Source organism: Komagataeibacter oboediens (assembly GCF_003207815.1).
Lineage (GTDB): Bacteria > Pseudomonadota > Alphaproteobacteria > Acetobacterales > Acetobacteraceae > Komagataeibacter > Komagataeibacter oboediens.
In genome coordinates, this window is the sequence record NZ_NKTX01000008.1 from 30,727 (window position 1) to 48,128 (window position 17,402).

At 63.6% G+C, this 17,402-nt stretch carries 14 protein-coding genes; 6 read left to right on the top strand and 8 right to left on the bottom strand.

Going from position 1 to position 17,402, the window contains the following annotated elements; translation table 11 throughout:
- Positions 1-19: 19 nt before the first annotated feature.
- Entirely contained in the window at positions 20-1,405 is a 1,386-nt protein-coding gene (hydA, locus tag CFR80_RS06180; protein WP_110507171.1) for a dihydropyrimidinase, read from the bottom strand.
- Between the two features lie 129 nt (positions 1,406-1,534).
- On the opposite strand from hydA, the gene CFR80_RS06185 reads away from it, so the two are divergent.
- Positions 1,535-2,965 (top strand): NCS1 family nucleobase:cation symporter-1, encoded by a 1,431-nt coding sequence (locus CFR80_RS06185; RefSeq protein WP_010514456.1) that lies wholly within the window; start codon positions 1,535-1,537, stop codon positions 2,963-2,965.
- A 46-nt stretch (positions 2,966-3,011) separates the two neighbouring features.
- Here the strand turns inward: CFR80_RS06185 and CFR80_RS06190 are convergent, their stop codons facing one another.
- A complete protein-coding gene (locus CFR80_RS06190) occupies positions 3,012-3,755 on the bottom strand; it encodes a TetR/AcrR family transcriptional regulator (RefSeq protein ID WP_010514457.1) in 744 nt (247 codons plus the stop codon).
- A gap of 314 nt (positions 3,756-4,069) precedes the next feature.
- Here CFR80_RS06190 and CFR80_RS06195 point away from each other — a divergent pair, with 314 nt between their 5' ends.
- The 3 genes from CFR80_RS06195 to CFR80_RS06205 are packed head-to-tail and all read left to right on the top strand — an operon-like array spanning position 4,070 to position 8,017.
- Positions 4,070-5,419, top strand: a complete 1,350-nt coding sequence (locus tag CFR80_RS06195) for an NAD(P)-dependent oxidoreductase (RefSeq protein ID WP_010514458.1) — start codon at positions 4,070-4,072, stop codon at positions 5,417-5,419.
- Positions 5,420-5,430: 11 nt separating this feature from the next.
- A complete protein-coding gene (gene preA, locus CFR80_RS06200) occupies positions 5,431-6,705 on the top strand; it encodes an NAD-dependent dihydropyrimidine dehydrogenase subunit PreA (protein WP_010514459.1) in 1,275 nt (424 codons plus the stop codon).
- Positions 6,706-6,745: 40 nt separating this feature from the next.
- On the top strand, positions 6,746-8,017 hold the full coding sequence (locus CFR80_RS06205; protein WP_048855455.1) for a M20 family metallo-hydrolase: 1,272 nt from the start codon (positions 6,746-6,748) through the stop codon (positions 8,015-8,017).
- A gap of 327 nt (positions 8,018-8,344) precedes the next feature.
- Here CFR80_RS06205 and CFR80_RS06210 read toward each other — a convergent pair whose 3' ends face one another.
- On the bottom strand, positions 8,345-9,580 hold the full coding sequence (locus tag CFR80_RS06210; protein WP_010514461.1) for a NupC/NupG family nucleoside CNT transporter: 1,236 nt from the start codon (positions 9,578-9,580) through the stop codon (positions 8,345-8,347).
- Positions 9,581-10,069: 489 nt separating this feature from the next.
- Here CFR80_RS06210 and CFR80_RS06220 point away from each other — a divergent pair, with 489 nt between their 5' ends.
- Both CFR80_RS06220 and CFR80_RS06225 read left to right on the top strand, forming a co-directional pair.
- Positions 10,070-11,080: a zinc-dependent alcohol dehydrogenase family protein gene (locus CFR80_RS06220; RefSeq protein WP_010514463.1), complete on the top strand. Its 1,011-nt coding sequence runs from the start codon at positions 10,070-10,072 to the stop codon at positions 11,078-11,080.
- A gap of 298 nt (positions 11,081-11,378) precedes the next feature.
- On the top strand, positions 11,379-12,038 hold the full coding sequence (locus CFR80_RS06225; RefSeq protein WP_042658849.1) for a TetR/AcrR family transcriptional regulator: 660 nt from the start codon (positions 11,379-11,381) through the stop codon (positions 12,036-12,038).
- Positions 12,039-12,339: 301 nt separating this feature from the next.
- Here CFR80_RS06225 and CFR80_RS06230 read toward each other — a convergent pair whose 3' ends face one another.
- Genes CFR80_RS06230 through CFR80_RS06250 form a run of 5 tightly spaced genes read right to left on the bottom strand, consistent with a single transcriptional unit; the run spans position 12,340 to position 17,401 of the window.
- The gene (locus tag CFR80_RS06230) at positions 12,340-13,134 is read right to left on the bottom strand and encodes a cysteine hydrolase family protein (protein WP_010514465.1); all 795 of its coding nucleotides are present in this window, start codon (positions 13,132-13,134) and stop codon (positions 12,340-12,342) included.
- Positions 13,125-13,544 carry a cupin domain-containing protein gene (locus tag CFR80_RS06235; protein ID WP_010514466.1) on the bottom strand — a complete coding sequence of 140 codons (420 nt, stop codon included), beginning with the start codon at positions 13,542-13,544 and terminating at the stop codon, positions 13,125-13,127. Before CFR80_RS06235 ends, CFR80_RS06230 begins: the two co-directional genes overlap by 10 nt.
- Before the next feature lies 1 nt (position 13,545).
- Entirely contained in the window at positions 13,546-15,195 is a 1,650-nt protein-coding gene (locus CFR80_RS06240; RefSeq protein WP_110507172.1) for a CocE/NonD family hydrolase, read from the bottom strand.
- Complete coding sequence (locus CFR80_RS06245) at positions 15,192-16,553, bottom strand: FAD-binding oxidoreductase (RefSeq protein WP_010514468.1); 1,362 nt, start codon at positions 16,551-16,553, stop codon at positions 15,192-15,194. The genes CFR80_RS06240 and CFR80_RS06245 overlap by 4 nt, the downstream gene beginning before the upstream one ends.
- A gap of 26 nt (positions 16,554-16,579) precedes the next feature.
- A complete protein-coding gene (locus CFR80_RS06250) occupies positions 16,580-17,401 on the bottom strand; it encodes a creatininase family protein (protein ID WP_010514469.1) in 822 nt (273 codons plus the stop codon).
- Position 17,402: the final 1 nt, after the last annotated feature.

Consider the following 17,402-nt stretch of genomic DNA (forward strand, 5'->3'; position numbering starts at 1 on the left):
TGCCGCCCGGCCTGGTTGATCAGCGCGGCGGCAGGGCAGGGCGTTCGACATAGCGGCCCGCGCCGCGTGCCGCGCGCAGATCGCCATCGTCCCACACCAGTCGGCCCGCGCTTATGGTGCGGCGGGCAAGTCCGGTTACGGTCATGCCTTCATAAATGTTGTAATCCACATTCTGGTGGTGGGTGCGCGCCGAAATGGTGCGTGTGCCCTGCGGGTCCCACAGCACCAGGTCCGCATCCGCGCCCACGGCAATGCAGCCCTTGCGCGGCAGCATGTTGAAGATCCGCGCCGTGTTGGTGGAGGTGATTGCCACGAATTCTTCCGCACTCAGCCGCCCCGTCGCCACGCCATGGTGCCACAGGATGCTCATGCGGTCCTCGATGCCGGGAACACCATTGGGGATATGGGTGAAATTGGTGCGGCCCTTTTCCTTCTGCCCCGCACAGAAGCAGCAGTGGTCGGTTGCGGTGGTCTGCAACTGCCCCGATGTCAGGCCCGCCCACAGCGCATGCTGGTGGTGTTTCGGGCGGAAGGGGGGGCTCATGACATAGCGGGATGCGGTCAGCCAGTCGGGGTCTGAATACACGCTGTCGTCAAACACCAGGTGCTGCGGCAGGACCTCGCCATACACGCGCTGTCCGCGCATGCGGGCGTCGGCAATGGCGTGGGCCGCCTCGGCGGTGGAGACATGGACGATATAAACCGGCGCATCCAGCAGGCCGGCCAGTGCGATCACGCGCTGGGCTGCCTCGCCCTCCACCATGGGCGGGCGGGATGCGGGATGCGCGTCCGGGGCGGTGCGGCCTTCCGCCAGCATCTGTGCCTGCATGTAGGCCACGGCGTCGCCATTTTCCGCATGGACGGTGCACAGCGCGCCCAGTTCCCCCGCACGGCGGATGGAATGCAGCAGTACGTCGTCATCCACCATCAGCGCATTCTTGTACGCCATGAAGTGCTTGAACGAATTGACGCCGCACTCATTCACCAGCGTTCCCATGTCACGATGAACCTGATCGTCCCAATGGGTGACCGCCACGTGAAAGGAATAGTCGGACGCCGCCTTTTCCGCCTTTACCCGCCATGCCTTCCATGCCTCCAGCAGTGACGTGCCGGCGTCGGGAATGACAAAATCGATGATGCTGGTCGTGCCCCCCGCCAGTGCTGCTGCCGTACCGGTATAGAAATCCTCGCTGGCGACCGTGCCCATGAAGGGCATTTCCATATGGGTATGCGGGTCGATGCCGCCGGGCATGACCAGCAGGCCATCCGCCTCCATCACCGTGCACCCGGCGGGCGTGTCGATTTCGGGCGCGATCGCGGCAATGCGCCCGTCATCGCCGCACAGTATGTCGGCCCTGAACGTCCGTTCGGCTGTGACAATCGTACCGCCCCTGACATGAAGCATGATCGTCTTCCTCCTGTTCTGGTATTGCGCATTCGAAACGGGGTTGTCATTCCATATCGGGACCGTATTGTTATTCTGACTTGGCGGTCAAGATTATATCTTCCCGCGACGGACCAAAAAGGAATCCCCATGCCGGACAGTATCGATCGCATGGACAGCCACCTGGTGAACGAGGATCTTGCCCCCGTGCGGGCCCGAAGCTGGGGATGGTTCGACTACGTCTCGTTATGGATGTCCAACGTGCACAGCGTGGGCGGATACGTGACGGCGGGCAGCCTGTTCGCTGTCGGGCTGCCGGCGGGCGACGTGTTCATCGCCCTTGTCGCCGGTATCATGATCGTGCAGGTGATCTGTAACCTGGCGGGACGGCCCAGCTTTGAATCCGGTGCGCCCTATCCGGTCATGGCGCGCATGGCCTTTGGCGTGCGCGGCGCCGTGGTGCCTGCGCTGGTACGCGGCGTCATTGCGGTGGGGTGGTACGGTATCCAGACATGGCTTGCGTCAAACGCGGTGCTGATCCTGCTGCTGCGGCAATGGCCCGCGCTGGCGCCATGGGCGGACGTGCGGCTGCATGGCCTGCTGGGCCTGTCCACGCTGGGGTGGGGGGCATTCCTGCTGCTGTGGGGCATTCAGGCGGCGGTTTTCTGGCGCGGCATGGAAACGATCCGCCGGTTCATCGACTGGGCCGGGCCGGTGATCTATGTCGTCATGATCGCGCTGGACGGCTGGCTGCTGTGGAAGGCGGGTGGCCACATATCGCTGGATGTATTTGACGCGCCGCCCCACGGCATGGGGTGGCGGCTGCTGGGCATTGTCAACGCCATGGCGCTGATCGTGGCCTATTTTTCGCCCATTGCGCTGAATTTCGGGGATTTTGCGCGGTACGGCGTCAGCATGCGTGACATCCGGCGCGGCAATTTCTGGGGGCTGCCGGTCAATTTCTTCGGTTTTTCCGTACTGACGCTGGTGACGATCGTGCTGACGCGCCCGGTCTTTGGCCGCGTGATCCTGGACCCGGTGGAAACCGTGGCCCAGATCGACAGCCCGACCGCCGTGGCCATAGGGGTGCTGACCTTCGTCACCGCCACGGCGGGGATCAATATCGTGGCCAATTTCGTCTCGGCCGCGTTTGATTTCTCCAATCTCGCACCGCACGCCATAAGCTGGCGCAGGGGGGGACTGATCGCGGCCGTGGGCGCGCTGGTGGTCACGCCATGGAACCTGTATGCTAGGCCCGAACTGATTCACCTGACGCTGGACATACTGGGCACGTTCATCGGGCCGCTGACGGGCGTGCTGCTGGCGGATTACTATGGCGTGCACAGGGCGCGCACGGATACCGCCGCCCTGTATACCGCCAGCCCGCAGGCGCCATACTGGTACCGCAACGGCGTCAACCTCACGGCCATGGCCAGCCTGCTGTTTTCGGTCCTGTGCGGGCTGGGGCTGGTGTTTGTTCCCGTATTCGCACCGGTGCGCAACCTGTCGTGGTTCGTGGGCTTCGGCTGCGCGGTCGCAAGCCACCTGGCCCTGTCACGCCCTGGCGCACGCGGGCACTGACCGTCCGGCCATGCGTGCCGCCCGTCGCGGAAGCGGGACAGAAATGTCAGGTGGCGGCGCGCCGGGACCGGGCGGAGCGCACCGTGGTACGGCGGCGTCCGGGTCGGGTCTTGATTGTGTCCTGCACGGGCGGCGGGGCGACGGGATCGGGCAGGATGGACGTGGCCAGTTGTATGATGGTCCGGCAGCCTGCTTCAAAATCCACCGCCGTCAGGCGGGGCTTGTCCAGCACGGCAGCCATCTGCACCCCCATATCGGCATAGGCCTGCGTCATCGCCCACAGGCAGAACAGGAAATGCGTCGGGTCCACCGTCCCGATCAGGCCCGCCGCATGCCATTTTTCAAAGACCTCGCGCCGGTGTTCGACATGCCGGCGCAGGGTATCGACCAGAAAGCCGTGAACATACCGGCCACCTGACAGGATTTCGTGGGCGAACAGGCGCGACCCCTCGGGGCGCTGGCGTGAAAACGCCATCTTGGAGCGGATGAAGCCTTCCAGCCCCTCCCGCGGGGATCTGTCGGCAGACAGCCATTTGCTGGCATCGCCCAGCCAGTCTTCCAGCAACTGCTGCAACGTGGCGCGGTACAGGTCTTCCTTGGTACGGAAATAATAGTGGATATTGGCCTTGGGCAGGTTGCTGGCCTCGGCAATATCGCTGACCCGCGTGCCCGACAGCCCGTGGGCCGCGAATACCTTTTCCGCCGCGTCCAGGATCTGGCGCGTATTGTTCTGGCGGGGCACGCTGGCGCGCGTTTTGCGGGGGGAACGTGATGTCTTGGACAGGGGCATGGGCAGGACAGGATTACCGTAAAAGGAAAAAATGGTTGATGGTGCCCCCCAACTTCTCAAGCCGGGCATTTCGCGTCAATCCATTCCATGACGGGATTCCCGCGCGCGGGACCGCAATGGGCAGGACAGGCGTGCGTGGGCACCATTTCATACTTATACAAATAAATGCACCGCCATATATCATTCTTTATACGAGATAATCGCGACCAGGACACGATTGCGGAAAAAACCTGATCATATGGTCAGAAAAAACATTGCGGAGCGCTACCGAACGCCCCTAAGGTTGATCCCAACACACAGATGCTGGAGCGATCATGCCGCAAGGTCCCGATATAGCGCCCGGACGTCTTACCGATGTCGAACTTGCGCTTAATTTTTCCGATGCCCATCCCCCGCTGACGCACGCACAGGCCGTTGTCGAGGCCGACCGCTGCTTCTACTGTTACGACGCACCGTGTATCGAGGCCTGTCCCACAGGCATCGACATCCCGCGCTTCATCCGCGCCATTGCGACGGACAACATGGCGGGTTCGGCCAGAATCATCCTTGAATCCAACATCCTTGGCGGATCCTGCGCGCGCGTCTGCCCGACCGAGATCCTGTGCGAACAGAAATGCGTGCACAACACGCGTGAGGAAGGCCAGCCCATCCGCATCGGCCTGCTGCAGCGCCACGCAACCGACTGGCAGATGGATCATGGCGGCCAGCCTTTCACCCGCGCGGCCCCGACGGGCCAGCGCATCGCCGTTGTCGGCGCGGGGCCTGCGGGTCTTGCCTGCGCACACCGGCTGGCCATGCATGGGCACGACGTGGTGATCCATGACCGCCACGCGCTGGCGGGCGGGCTGAACGAATATGGCGTCGCCGCCTACAAGCTGGCCGATGACTTCGCCCAGCGCGAGGTGGATTTCCTGCTGTCCATCGGCGGGATCACGTTTGAGGGCGGAAAGGTGCTGGGCCGCGACATGACGGTGGCCAGCCTGCGCCGCGAATATGACGCGGTGTTCCTGGCTGTCGGCCTTGCGGGCGTGCGTTCGCTGGGGATCGAGGGGGAAGACCTTGACGGCGTGATGAACGCGGTGGACTTCATCGAGGGCCTGCGTTCGGCCAACCGCCAGACCGTGCCGGTCGGCCGCCGGGTGGTGGTGATCGGCGGTGGCAACACCGCGGTCGATGCCTCCGTCCAGGCCCGCAGGCTGGGTGCCGAGGATGTGACCCTTGTCTACCGCCGGGGCGCGGAAAACATGTCCGCCACGCCGGTGGAACGCGAATGGGCGCAGACCAACGGCGTCACGGTCCGGCTGTGGGCCGCCCCGGTCCGTCTGGTGGCGCGCGATGGCGTGCTGGACGGGATCGAGTTCGCACGCGGCCGCATCGGCCCGGACGGGCGGCCTGTATATGACCCGGATGATACGTTCGTGGTGGCGGCGGACATGGTGCTCAAGGCCGTGGGCCAGACCTTCATGCCCGACCCGCTGAACGGGGAAAGCATTGCCATTTCCGGCGGGCGCATCATGGTGGATGCAACGGGCCAGACCACCATGCAGGGCGTCTATGCGGGCGGCGACTGCACGCCGGGCGAGGACCTGACGGTCGCCGCCGTGCGCGACGGGCGCGACGCGGCAGAGGCAATTCACGCGGCCTACATGGCGGCAGGCAGGTAAGGAAACCGGATATGGCTGATCTACGCACGAATTTTGTTGGCATCCGCTCGCCCAATCCGTTCTGGCTTGCCTCCGCGCCGCCTACGGACAAGGAATACAATGTCCGCCGCGCGTTTGAGGCGGGCTGGGGCGGCGTGGTCTGGAAAACGCTGGGGGAAGACCCGCCGGTGGTCAATGTCAGCTCGCGTTATGGTTCGCTGGACTATAACGGCACCCGCATGATCGGGCTGAACAACATCGAACTGATTTCCGACCGGCCGCTGGCCACGAACATTGCCGAAATCAAGTCCGTCAAGCGCGACTATCCCGACCGCGCGGTCGTGGTCAGCCTGATGGTGCCCTGTGTGGAGGAAAGCTGGAAGGCGATCCTGCCCATCGTGGAGGAAACGGGCGCTGACGGGATCGAACTCAATTTCGGCTGCCCGCACGGCATGTCCGAACGCAACATGGGTGCTGCGGTCGGGCAAGTGCCCGAATACGTGGAAATGGTCACGCGGTGGTGCAAGCAGAACACCCGCATGCCCGTGATCGTCAAGCTGACGCCCAACATCACCAACATCCTCATGCCTGCGCGCGCGGCCCTGCGGGGCGGGGCGGATGCGGTATCGCTGATCAATACCGTCCAGTCGGTCATTGGTGTTGACCTCGACCTCATGGCCCCCATGCCGGTGGTGGATGGCCAGGGCACGCATGGCGGCTATTGCGGCCCGGCGGTCAAGCCCATCGCGCTGCGCATGATTGGCGACATCGCCCGTGACCCGGAACTGGCGCGCCTGCCCATTTCAGGTATCGGCGGGATCGGGTCGTGGCGGGATGCCGCCGAATTCCTGGCCATGGGGGCGACCACGCTGCAGGTCTGCACGGCGGCCATGCATTACGGCTTCCGCATTGTCGAGGACATGACCGACGGCCTGTCCGCATGGATGGACCAGAAGGGATACGCCACCATTGCCGACGTGACCGGGCGCGCGGTCGAACGCTTCGTGCCGTGGAACCGGCTGAACATGAAGTTCAAGACCATTGCGAAGATTGACCAGGACGCCTGCATCAAATGCGGCCTGTGCCATATCGCGTGCGAAGATACCTCCCACCAGGCCATCGCCCGCAGCAAGGTGGACGGGGAACGGCATTACGAAGTGATTGATGAGGAATGCGTGGGCTGTAACCTGTGCGCGCATGTCTGCCCCGTTGATGAGTGCATCACCATGCAGCCGCAGCCGGTGGATGGCGTGCTGACATGGCCCGAACACCCCAGCAACCCCGCCCGCGTAACCGTAGGGTCGTAACAGGCCAGCAAAGGGTGCAGCCCGGCATGGAAGGAAGCTTATGACACAGCATACAACCGCGACACATGGCAGCAATCTTGGCATTGACGGGCAGGCCCTGTGGTCTGACCTTATGGAAACCGCCCGGTTTGGCGGCACGCCAAAGGGCGGGATCCGCCGCCTGACACTGACGGCGGAAGACAGGCAGGTGCGCGACTGGTTCGTGCGCACGTGCGAGGCACTGGGCTGCACGGTCACGCATGATTCCATGGGCAACCAGTTCGCCCGCCGACCGGGGCAGGATGACAGCCTGCCGCCCATCACCATTGGCAGCCACCTTGATACGCAGCCCACGGGCGGCAAGTATGACGGTATCCTTGGCGTTCTGGGTGGCCTTGCCGTCCTGCGCGCGCTGCACCGGTCCGGTTACGTGACCCGCCACCCGATCGAACTGATCAACTGGACGAACGAGGAGGGGTCGCGCTTTACCCCGCCCATGATGTGTTCGGGCGTCTTTGCCGGCGTGTTTACCGAACAGGAAGTGCTGGACAAGCGCGACCGGGCGGGAAAGCGCTTTGGTGATGAACTGGAGGCCATCGGCTATCGCGGCAGCGAACCGTGCGGGCAGCATCCGGTCACCGCGTATTTCGAACTGCATATCGAACAGGGTCCGATCCTGGAAGCCGAGGAAAAGACCATTGGCATTGTCACCGGCGTGCAGGGCGCGCGGTGGTACGAGGCCACGGTCACGGGCAAGGACGCCCATGCCGGTTCCACCCCCATGCCCATGCGCCACGACGCGCTGCTGGCCGCCGCCCGCATGATCGAGACGGTCAGCGAAGTGGCCCTGTCCCATGCGCCCACTGCGGTCGGCACCGTAGGGCTGATTGAAAACCGACCCAACAGCAACAACGTGGTCCCCGGCGAGGTGTTTTTCACCATCGACATGCGCGACCCCGATGATGCGGTCGTGCGCAGAATGGAAGAGCAGCTGTACAGCCAGTTGCCTGAAATCGCGCAGCGCAGTGGCGTGACACTGGATATCGTGCGGATCTGGGACGCACCAGCCGTGCATTTCAACCCCGCCTGCATCGACATGGTCGAGGCCGCGGCGATGGAAAGCGGCTACAGCGCCCGGCGTATCGTATCCGGCCCCGGCCATGACGCGGCCTACATGGCGCGCATTGCGCCAACGGCCATGATCTTCGTCCCCTGTGCCGATGGCCTGAGCCATAACGAGGCGGAAAGCATTACCGAACAGGATGCGACGGCCGGGGCGGATGTCCTTCTCCGGGCGGTGCTCAAGGCGGACGCAGCCTTCAACAGCAGATAATCGCGCCATGCCTGTTCTCATCCTGCATGGGCGGGGCAGACATGATACGCACGATGATCAGGCCGGTCCGCCCTTATGGGTTGACCGGCCTGAATGCGTTTGCGGGGTAAAATCCGGGTATGGGCTTTTCCCGCAACACGGCCGCGGGGAATACAGTCCGTCAGAACGGGCGGTTTTCAGAAACGCCCCGCGGAAAACATGGTGCGGGCAGAAGATGTTTTTTGGTGACGCGTTGTTCAGGACGCTTCAGGAAACGCCGCCTTTTTGAAAAAGGCGGCACCCAAAAAACTTCTGTTGTTTTGCAAGAATCAACTGCCGCGCGGCGGATCAGGGCATGATGATGCCGGCTATGGCCGCACTCATCAGGTTGGACAGCATGCCACCCAGCACGGCACGCGCGCTTTTATGGGCAATTTCCTCACGCCGGTCCGGGCACTGGCTGCCAAAGGCCGCCACGGCAAGCCCCAGCGAACTGAGATTGGCGAACCCGCACAGGGCGAACGACGCAATGGCCGCCGCCCGGGCTGACAGACGGCCTGCCTGTATGTCCGGCCCCAGCCGCAGGTAGGCGACGAATTCGTTCAGCACGACCTTCAGCCCCAACACCGATCCCACCGCGTCGCATTCACCCGCAGGCACGCCCAGCATCCATGCCAGCGGCGCCAGCAGCAGGCCCATGATGTATTCCAGCGACAGTGCGGGCAGGCCGACATGCCCCCCGATACCCTGCAGCATGCCATTGACCAGCGCGATCAGGCCAATACACGCAACCAGCATGGCCGCCACCGCCACGGCGGTCTGGGCGCCCTTCATCGCGCCTTCCATCACGGCTTCGAAAAAGGCGCGATGATAGGCGGCACGCCCGGCGTCTATCGGGCTGACCGGGCTGTCCGGTGCGCGGGGTTCCAGCATCTTGGCGAACATCAGGCCGCCAGGAATGGCCATGAAGGACGCCGCCACCAGATAGTCCGCCGGAATACCCAGACCGAAATACCCGACCAGCGTCGCGCCGGAAACGGACGCCGTGCCGCTGCACATCACGCTGGCCAGTTCGCTTGTGCTCATGGATGCAAGATAGGGACCAAGGGCGACCGGCAGTTCGCTCTGGCCCACGAAAATGGTGATGATGGCGCCAAAGGATTCAACCGGCGACGTGCCCAGCAGCCACTGCAGCCCACGCCCCAGCAGACGGGCAAAGGCCTGCATGATGCCGAAATGATAGAGAACGGCAATCAGCGCGCTGACATAGACCAGCGAAGGCAGCACCTGAAACGCAAAGACATAGGATCCGTCGGGAAACAGGTCATGCATGCGGGGACCGACCAGTCCCCCGAACAGGAAGCGCGCGCCCTCGCTGCCATAGGACAGGACCTGCGTCACCATGTCCGATATGGCCCGCAGCGCGGCCTGCCCCGACGGCACACGCAGCACCAGCAGGCCAATCCCCGCCTGCAGCAGCAGACAGGCGCCGATAATGCGCAGGTTGATGCGTTTCCGGTCCGTGGAAAACACCATGGCAACACATATCAGGAATATAATGCCGATAAAGCCACGGATATGCATGAGGAAACTTTCAGGCCGCAGAAACGCAAAATGGAATTTTCTGACTATTTAGTTAGGTTAGCGTAACATCATGCCGCCCATCGTCAAGCATCTGTCTTGTCCCGCACGCATATTCCACGCACCGGGCGAAGGGGTGAACAGGACCGTATCCACCGCGGGGCACATCTGCCCGTAAGCGCATGATGCGCCGTGCCCTGCCAGCGTAATGGGAATCACGGCGGCATCGGACAGGCAGCATGGCAATACTGCAGGCTTTCCCTTCAGCCTCATGCCACCGGCGAACACCCGCATAGATAGAACGGCATGATCTCCCCAATGGCACATACCGGTCAGCCAGTCCTGCGCAGGCAGGATCGACAATGTCCGGCCCGGACCGCCGGACGGGACATGGTGGACAGTACGCCGCAACCGGGCCAGATTACGGGTAACCTCTGATTTTCAGTCCATAATAAAAATAACAAACATTCGTAATAAAAGGAGAAGCCAGGCATGAACCGGACAATCGTGGTGCAGCCCCCAGGCGGGTTCGCGAATGTGGTCATGACGGATCAGCCCGTGCGCGCGCCCGCCGCAGGTGAAATCAGGGTGCGCCTGCATGCCTCGTCGCTGAATTATCATGATTACGCCGTTGTGAGCGGCATGTGGGGACCGGCCGTGCCGCGCATTCCCATGGCGGACGGGGCGGGCGAGGTAGTGGAAACCGGGGCAGGGGTCACGGAATTCGCGCCCGGCGACAGGGTGGTCAGCACGTTTTTCCCCACCTGGCTTTCCGGTGCGCCACAGGTCATCGGGTTTACGACCGTACCGGGCGACGGGGTGGACGGATATGCGCGCGAATACGTCACCGCCCCTGCAACATCATTTACCCATGCGCCCCGCGGATGGACGCACGCGCAGGCCGCGACACTCACCACCGCAGGCCTGACCGCGTGGCGCTCCCTGTTTGTTGATGACCGGATCAGCCCGGGCAACACCGTTGTGGTTCAGGGCACGGGCGGGGTGTCCATATTCGCCCTGCAGTTCGCCAAGATGGCGGGCGCAACGGTGATCGCAACGTCCTCCAGCGGTGCCAAGCTAGACCGCCTGCGTGAACTGGGCGCGGATCACGTGATCAATTACCGCGAAAACCCGCAATGGGGGAAAACCGCATGGGACCTGACCGACGGCAGGGGTGTGGACCATGTCATTGAAGTGGGCGGCCCGGCAACCCTGGCGCAGTCAATGGAGGCGATCAGGGTCGGGGGGCATATTTCCACCATCGGCATCCTGAGCGGCGTTTCGGGCCATCTGGAAATCGTGCCCATGCTGCTGAAGCAGTTCCGCCTGCAGGGGGTTCTGGTCGGTAGCCGGGCAGACCAGCAGGCCATGGTGCGGGCCTTTGACGCGCACGCCATCCGCCCGGTCATTGATCGCGCCTTTCCGCTGGAAAACATTGTGGACGCGTTCCGCTATCAGGAAAGCAACCGGCATTTCGGCAAGATCTGCCTGGAAATCCAGTAATACGGAAAAACTGCCCCTGCATGGTCAGGGGCAGTCACCGGCCCGCCTTCTGGCGGCATGAAAAGCCCGGGCCACGGGCGTGACCTGTTCTCGCTGGGGATCAAGCGTTTCATCAACAGAAAGCCGGTTCATGCACCAGCATGACACCGCCGGTAGAGGCGCCCGGGCCTGTACCGCGCGAAGGCATACCCGCCATGGGCGCATGTCATGTCGCGGGGCGGGGCGATGGCACCTGAAAGGGGTTGTGTGGTATGGATCGCCTGTTTCTTTCGGAACAGATGCAACCAGAGGACCGGACATGCCTGACGTATCCCCAAGGCCCCAGCACACAGGCGGACGCCCGACACCTGAAGTGTCGGCGCAGCTTGACCGGCAGGTCCTTGAGGTCGCGACCGCCCTTTTTGTCGAACAGGGATATGCCGCCACTTCGCTGGAAAAGATTGCCCGCGTCATAGGATGCAGCAAGGCCACGCTGTACCGTCGCTATTCCTCGAAAGAGGACCTGTTCAAGGCCGTGGTGGCCGAACGGGGCCGGTTGCTGCTGCACGAAGCGGGGGCCATGGAGGCATCGTCCAAAGACCCGCTGGTAGCAACACGTGAAATTGCCCGGTTCTTTCTGGACTTCATGCTGCGGCCGGAAACGCGCGAAGCCTACCGGATTGTCATTAGCGACGGGCACCGCATTCCATTCGTTGCCGATGAAATGATGGTCACCATCGTGGAACCCTTCGTAGCAACCATAAGCCGCCTGCTGCGTGTAGCAGCGGACGCGGGACGTATTGAATCCCACGACCATGAGGAAATGACGCGCGTCCTCATGAGCCTGGTGATCGGATGGCCGTTGCAGAACACCATGCTGGGCCAGAACCGGATGCAGGATGCCGCCGCACGAAAAAAGTTTTTTGACAGGGCATGGGGGATTTTCCTGTCCGGCATATGCACAAACGCCAGCGCCTGACCTACCTGCCGCATCAATCCCCTGTTGGGGCATTCGTATGTAAATCAGGCCGATCAGACCCGCCCGCCAGGTTCATGGCATGAATGACTATGGTCCCGTATCCATGCACCAGACATGCTGACCCACAGGTTGCGGGCCATCCAGCCGGCAGAATGTCTGCCCGATGCACGTCTTGGCGCGCCAGCCTTGATTCATCTGTCAGATAGACAGGGCGACCGGTGGCGGGGTCAGCGCCCCCGCAAACGGGGTGCCGGAATGATCCGGCAGCCCGCACCTGATATGGAACTTTCAGGCTGCCGCGTCATGCCGCGCCATCGTGCATCGCACGCAGGCATTCGTCGCCGCTGGTGACGAAACCGAAGCACTGCCGCACGTTATAGACCGTCGCCTGCGCGCAGAAATCGGGCGATGTCGTGGCGGCGCAGTCCTCCAGCAGAATGCAGTCATACCCAAGACAGCTTGCATCCTGCAACGTGGCCATGACGCACTGGTCCATATTGACCCCCGCGAACAGCAGCGTGTCCACCCGCAGGTTACGCAGCACGCTGTCCAGCACCGTGTCCCAGAAGCCGCTCATGCGGTATTTGTCCACGTGGAGGTCACGCGACGCATCAGCCGCCAGTTCATCCACGATGCCGGCACTCCAGCTGCCATGTTCCAGCACGTGGGCATCATGCACCGGGAGCGCCCCGCCAAGACCCACGCCGTGTCCCTCGGGGTCATAGACATGCAGCAGGGAAGGGGGAATGTTGGCCAGATCCTTCCGGTTGCCCCAGTTCACCCATATCACCGGCACGCCTGCGCCGCGCAGGGCGGGCAGCAGGCGCGACAGTGGCGCGATTGGCGCGCGCGCGGGCGTGATGTCCACCCCGATCCCGGCCAGCCAGCCCTCGGGGTGACAGAAATCATTCTGCATGTCGATCACGATCATGGCCGTCCGCGCCAGGTCAAGCGTGACCTGCTTGGGCGGCGCGCTGAGCGTGACTAGACGCGGCGTGACGGAGGGGCGCACAAGGTTGGCGGTGGTGTCGGACACCTGCCAGCGGTTACGGGTGTTGCAGCCCAGCGGGTTCATCGGGTCTTCCTTCAGCCGCACAGGACCGCACGGTCCTCATCATCCAGTTCGACAGGCGTGCCGCGACGGATCAGCGCACCGAATTTTTCATCCGGCACCATGACCGTCAGGGTATAGAGCTTTTTATCGCCGGTATTTTCCACGATATGCTCCGACCCCGGCTTGACCAGCAGTGCATCCCCCTTGCGCAGTTCGGTGGCCTGCCCGTTGCACAGCGCGCGGCCCTGTCCACTCAGCACGAAAAACAGTTCATCTGCCGCCCGGTGCGTGTTGGGCGGTGTCTTGCCGCCGACCGTGAAGATTTCCACAACGGCGACGCAGATCGTCCCGCCATCCTTTTCATCAAACAGCAGCACGAAATAGTTGCTGTCATTGGGTGAAATGCGACGGGCCTCGATCTGGCCGACCGATCTCTTGTAAAAGGCGTTCATGTCATTCTCCGGCTGGTGAAAGGGGAAGATGCAAGCATGTGCCGCCATCCCCGGTCACGATGTGTACGGTGGTCACGGTCATGTCCGGCAGGGCGGCGTCACATGGCGCGACACCCGTACCGGGATTGAGGGGAAAGGCCGGAAAGCATGACAGGGAAACCGAAAGCCGCAGGGCTTCGCCCGCTTCCACCCGCGCACAGGTGGCGCGCATGGGCACGGTGGTCTCTCCCGGTCCGGCCCTGGCATAACCTTCCGCAAGGGTATAGGCCTGCCCCGCTGCGCTTATGCGCGACAGAACGGCATGCAGGTCAAAGGACGGATGCGCGCTGCGCACCACAAACCGGCACATGACCTGACCACACAGCAGGTGCGGCGCGGTCAGTGGCGGGGTGGTGAATGTCGCGATGTCAGACCGGGCATCCGTCCGGCTGCGGTCAACCGGGCCGACCGGCATGCCAAAACTGCCGCCCTGCGCCGGGGCGGGCCGCCATGGGTCAAGGGTCAGGGACTGCGGCACATCCGCATCCGGCCGGATCTGGCCTGCGGGCACAAGCCCCCCGTCGCGCGTATCAATGGCGGCACGCCCGGTTCCGGACAGGTGGAACATGGCCTGAGGTTCCGGCAGGTCGGCGCCATCGCGCCAGACATGCGCCCCCATATCAAACAGGCGCACGGGCGCGTCAGGCGTGGCGGGGGGACGGTCTTTCAGCCACTGGTCGAACCAGCGGACCTGCTGCTGGTCAATATCGGTTATGGCGTCATTGCCAAAATCCAGATCCCCGGTGCGCCGGTCCCACGGGAAATGCCCCCATGGTCCCACCAGCAGCCGCGCCGGAACATGGCCCGACAGCGCCCGCCATGCCGCCAGCGTGCCGGGCAGGTGGCTGTCGTACCACCCACCAATCAGGAAAACCGCCGGTTTGCTGGCAATGATCGCATCCACATGCGCGGCGGGCGAGATTGATGCCCAGTACGGGTCATCCGCCGGGGTATCCAGCCATGTGGTATAATGGCTGTACCGGCGCAGCAGGTCGAGAATGGGCGGCCTGACAGGTGTCGACCCGGAAAAGGACATGCCGCGCGATGCCGCGAACAGGGTCGCCTGTGCTGCGTGGTCCCCGGCAAGACGCGCGGTCTCGGCCGCAAGCTGTATCGCCCACCCCAGGTTGGCGCGCAGGGGAAAGGCGTCATTTTCATAGGCCCAGTCACGGCGCAGGTCCCAGCCGATCATGGCTGGTGCCAGCGCGCGCAGGGCAGGGCAGTCCTGGGTCGCGGCCAGTAGCTGGTTGGTTCCCTGAAAGGAAAACCCGAACATCCCGACCCGCCCCGAGCTGCCTGGCAATCCGGCAGCCCAGTTGACCGTATCCACCCCGTCCTGCGCTTCATACCGGAACAGGTCGAACGTGCCGCCGGATTCACCACGTCCGCGTGCGTCCTGCATGACCACGATATACCCACGTGCCGCGTACCATTCCGGCGGCGCATAGCACAGCGATGTGCCGATACGCCGGCCATAGGCCTGCCGCATCAGCAGGACGGGAAACGGCCCGTCCCCTTCGGGCTGCCATATGTCGGCCACCAGCACCGTCCCGTCGCGCGCGCACATGCGTTCGGTGCGCGGCGCGGCCACGGCGTACAGCCTGTCCGTCATGCCGGGGTTTCCTGCGCCACCGGGGTAAAGCTGCGCATCTTGCCGGGATTGAGCAGGCCCATCGGGTCATTGCGCTGCTTGGCCGCCAGCAGTTCCGGGGCGATCTGCTGGCGCGGGCTACCGTCCTCCAGCGTATAGACATGGGGGTTGGCCACGCTGACCCCATGCGCGCGGAACAGGGCGATGATCGCATCCAGCCGGTCCTGCGTGGTGAACCGGAATACCGGCAGGCCCGCGCAGGCGATCTGGCCGCCAACATTCATGAACTCCAGGTGGAACATCACCTCCTCACCCAGCAGCCGCGTCATCGTATCCACGCTTTCAAGCATATCCTGCGCGGGATGGAGACATTGCAGGTAGGTAAAGGAGCGGTCCTTCTTGAGCACCTGCAGGGTCGTGTGGTTCCACGTCAGTTCATACAGCGGCATCCGCGTGGGGTCGTCCTCGGCCTCATGCATGGCGGCGCGGTAGCATATGCTGCCATTCTGCTGGCGTGCGAGGTCGTCTACCACCGCCACGGCTGCAGGCGCCACCATGGCAATGACGATCGCATGGCCCGGCGGCACGACATCGGATAGATGCGGGAAATAGGGGACAAGCCGCGCGTCGATCACGCTGACCAGTTTCCTGTCGATGCCCGGCTGCATGGCCAGTGAGCGCCCGAACGCGGCGGCCGCGGCAAAATCCGCAAAGCCAATGGCCAGATCCTGCCATGCGATCACCGGCTCGACCGGTACGTCCACTTCCGTCACGATGCCCGTGGTGCCATAGGCATGCTGCAGGCAGAACACCTCCCTGCCGCGCAGGTCCTGCACCTCGGGTTCGACTGCGAGGGAGACAAGCCGCGCACCCAGCAGGTTGCCCGGATTGCTCAGCCCGCCCCACCTGACCGAACCGATGCCGCCGGACCCCCCGCAGTAGAAACCACCAATCGACGCCGTGCGCTTGGTGGAGGGGAACATGCGGATTTCCAGCCCCTGCCCACGCAGTTCACGGTCAAGGGCAAGGATATTGGCACCCGCCTGCACCCGGGCCACGCCGTGTTCCACCTTCAGCACACGGTTCATTTCGGTCATGTCCACGATCACGCCCTGCTGCAGCGGTACGGCCTGACCATAATTGCCCGTGCCCCCGCCGCGCACGGTCAGGGGAACATTATGCCGCCGCGCCGCCCGGGCTATGTCCAGCACGTCGTCCGTCGTGCGGGGCATGACCACCGCCTGCGCCGCCAGCCCGTGCAACCGCGCCTTCAGTGCCGGGCTGTACCAGTAGAAATCCCGGCTTTTGCGCTTGACGATGGCAGGCTCGGTCTGGGCCGCGACATGCGGAAGGTCATTAAGGAACGTATCCAGGGTCATATGCGTCTCTCCTATCCCCGATCGGCCTAGCGCCCCAGGTCCGGCGTGACCGGGCGTATGCGCTCCAGCGGGTAGCGGGCGACTTCCGCCATCAGTTCCAGAAAGCCCTCGATGTACTTGTCTGCAACCAGCCTGCCTTTTTCCGCAGTCGCCCCCGATGCATCGCCACATGCACCCGCGGGGTGAAGGTCATGGGCATGCCAGCCGAACCCCACGCGGCCTTCGGCCTGCAGCCACTTGTATTCCCTGGCCATTTCTTCGGGCCAGGACACGAAGTTTTCCGCCCGCTCCATCCGTACCAGGTCGGGGCGCAGGTAGCACATGAGCGACGTTTCGACATCGCCGCCATGAATGCCGTATTTCAGTTCCTGCGGGGTGAACAGCCCCTCGGGGCAGCCGAAACGCCCCCATGCCACGCACACCACAAACAGGTTGTGGGTCCGCCGCAGTTCCCTCGCCACGATGTCGAGTATCTGCGGCTGTCCCCCATGGGAATTGAGCAGCACCAGCCTGCGCACACCCGCGCGCGCGACGCTGGCCCCAAGGTCCAGCAGCACATGTAGCAGCGTATCAGCCGACAGCGTCAGCGTGCCAGGGTAGGCAATGTGTTCGTCACTCTTGCCCACGGCCTGCAGCGGCAGCGCCGTGATCGGCAGGTCGACGGGCGCGCGTTCCAGCGCACGTTCCAGCAGCCCCGCATTGATGCAGCTGTCCACGCTGACAGGCAGGTGCGGCCCGTGCTGTTCAATCGCGCCCACGGGCAGCACCGCGACCGTATTGTCCGGCAGCTCACGGAACTCACGCGAGATCATGTCCTGCCAGTAGCGACGGGGAAGGGTATTGGTCATA

What these genes read in the sequence shown, in the direction of transcription:
- CFR80_RS06205 (WP_048855455.1), top strand. Translation starts at nt 6,746, where the DNA reads ATGACACAGCATACAACCGCGACACATGGCAGCAATCTTGGCATTGAC.
- CFR80_RS06250 (WP_010514469.1), bottom strand. Translation starts at nt 17,401, where the DNA reads ATGACCAATACCCTTCCCCGTCGCTACTGGCAGGACATGATCTCGCGT.
- CFR80_RS06225 (WP_042658849.1), top strand. Translation starts at nt 11,379, where the DNA reads ATGCCTGACGTATCCCCAAGGCCCCAGCACACAGGCGGACGCCCGACA.
- CFR80_RS06220 (WP_010514463.1), top strand. Translation starts at nt 10,070, where the DNA reads ATGAACCGGACAATCGTGGTGCAGCCCCCAGGCGGGTTCGCGAATGTG.
- hydA (WP_110507171.1), bottom strand. Translation starts at nt 1,405, where the DNA reads ATGCTTCATGTCAGGGGCGGTACGATTGTCACAGCCGAACGGACGTTC.
- CFR80_RS06245 (WP_010514468.1), bottom strand. Translation starts at nt 16,553, where the DNA reads ATGACCCTGGATACGTTCCTTAATGACCTTCCGCATGTCGCGGCCCAG.
- CFR80_RS06240 (WP_110507172.1), bottom strand. Translation starts at nt 15,195, where the DNA reads ATGACGGACAGGCTGTACGCCGTGGCCGCGCCGCGCACCGAACGCATG.
- CFR80_RS06235 (WP_010514466.1), bottom strand. Translation starts at nt 13,544, where the DNA reads ATGAACGCCTTTTACAAGAGATCGGTCGGCCAGATCGAGGCCCGTCGC.
- CFR80_RS06185 (WP_010514456.1), top strand. Translation starts at nt 1,535, where the DNA reads ATGCCGGACAGTATCGATCGCATGGACAGCCACCTGGTGAACGAGGAT.
- preA (WP_010514459.1), top strand. Translation starts at nt 5,431, where the DNA reads ATGGCTGATCTACGCACGAATTTTGTTGGCATCCGCTCGCCCAATCCG.
- CFR80_RS06210 (WP_010514461.1), bottom strand. Translation starts at nt 9,580, where the DNA reads ATGCATATCCGTGGCTTTATCGGCATTATATTCCTGATATGTGTTGCC.
- CFR80_RS06195 (WP_010514458.1), top strand. Translation starts at nt 4,070, where the DNA reads ATGCCGCAAGGTCCCGATATAGCGCCCGGACGTCTTACCGATGTCGAA.
- CFR80_RS06190 (WP_010514457.1), bottom strand. Translation starts at nt 3,755, where the DNA reads ATGCCCCTGTCCAAGACATCACGTTCCCCCCGCAAAACGCGCGCCAGC.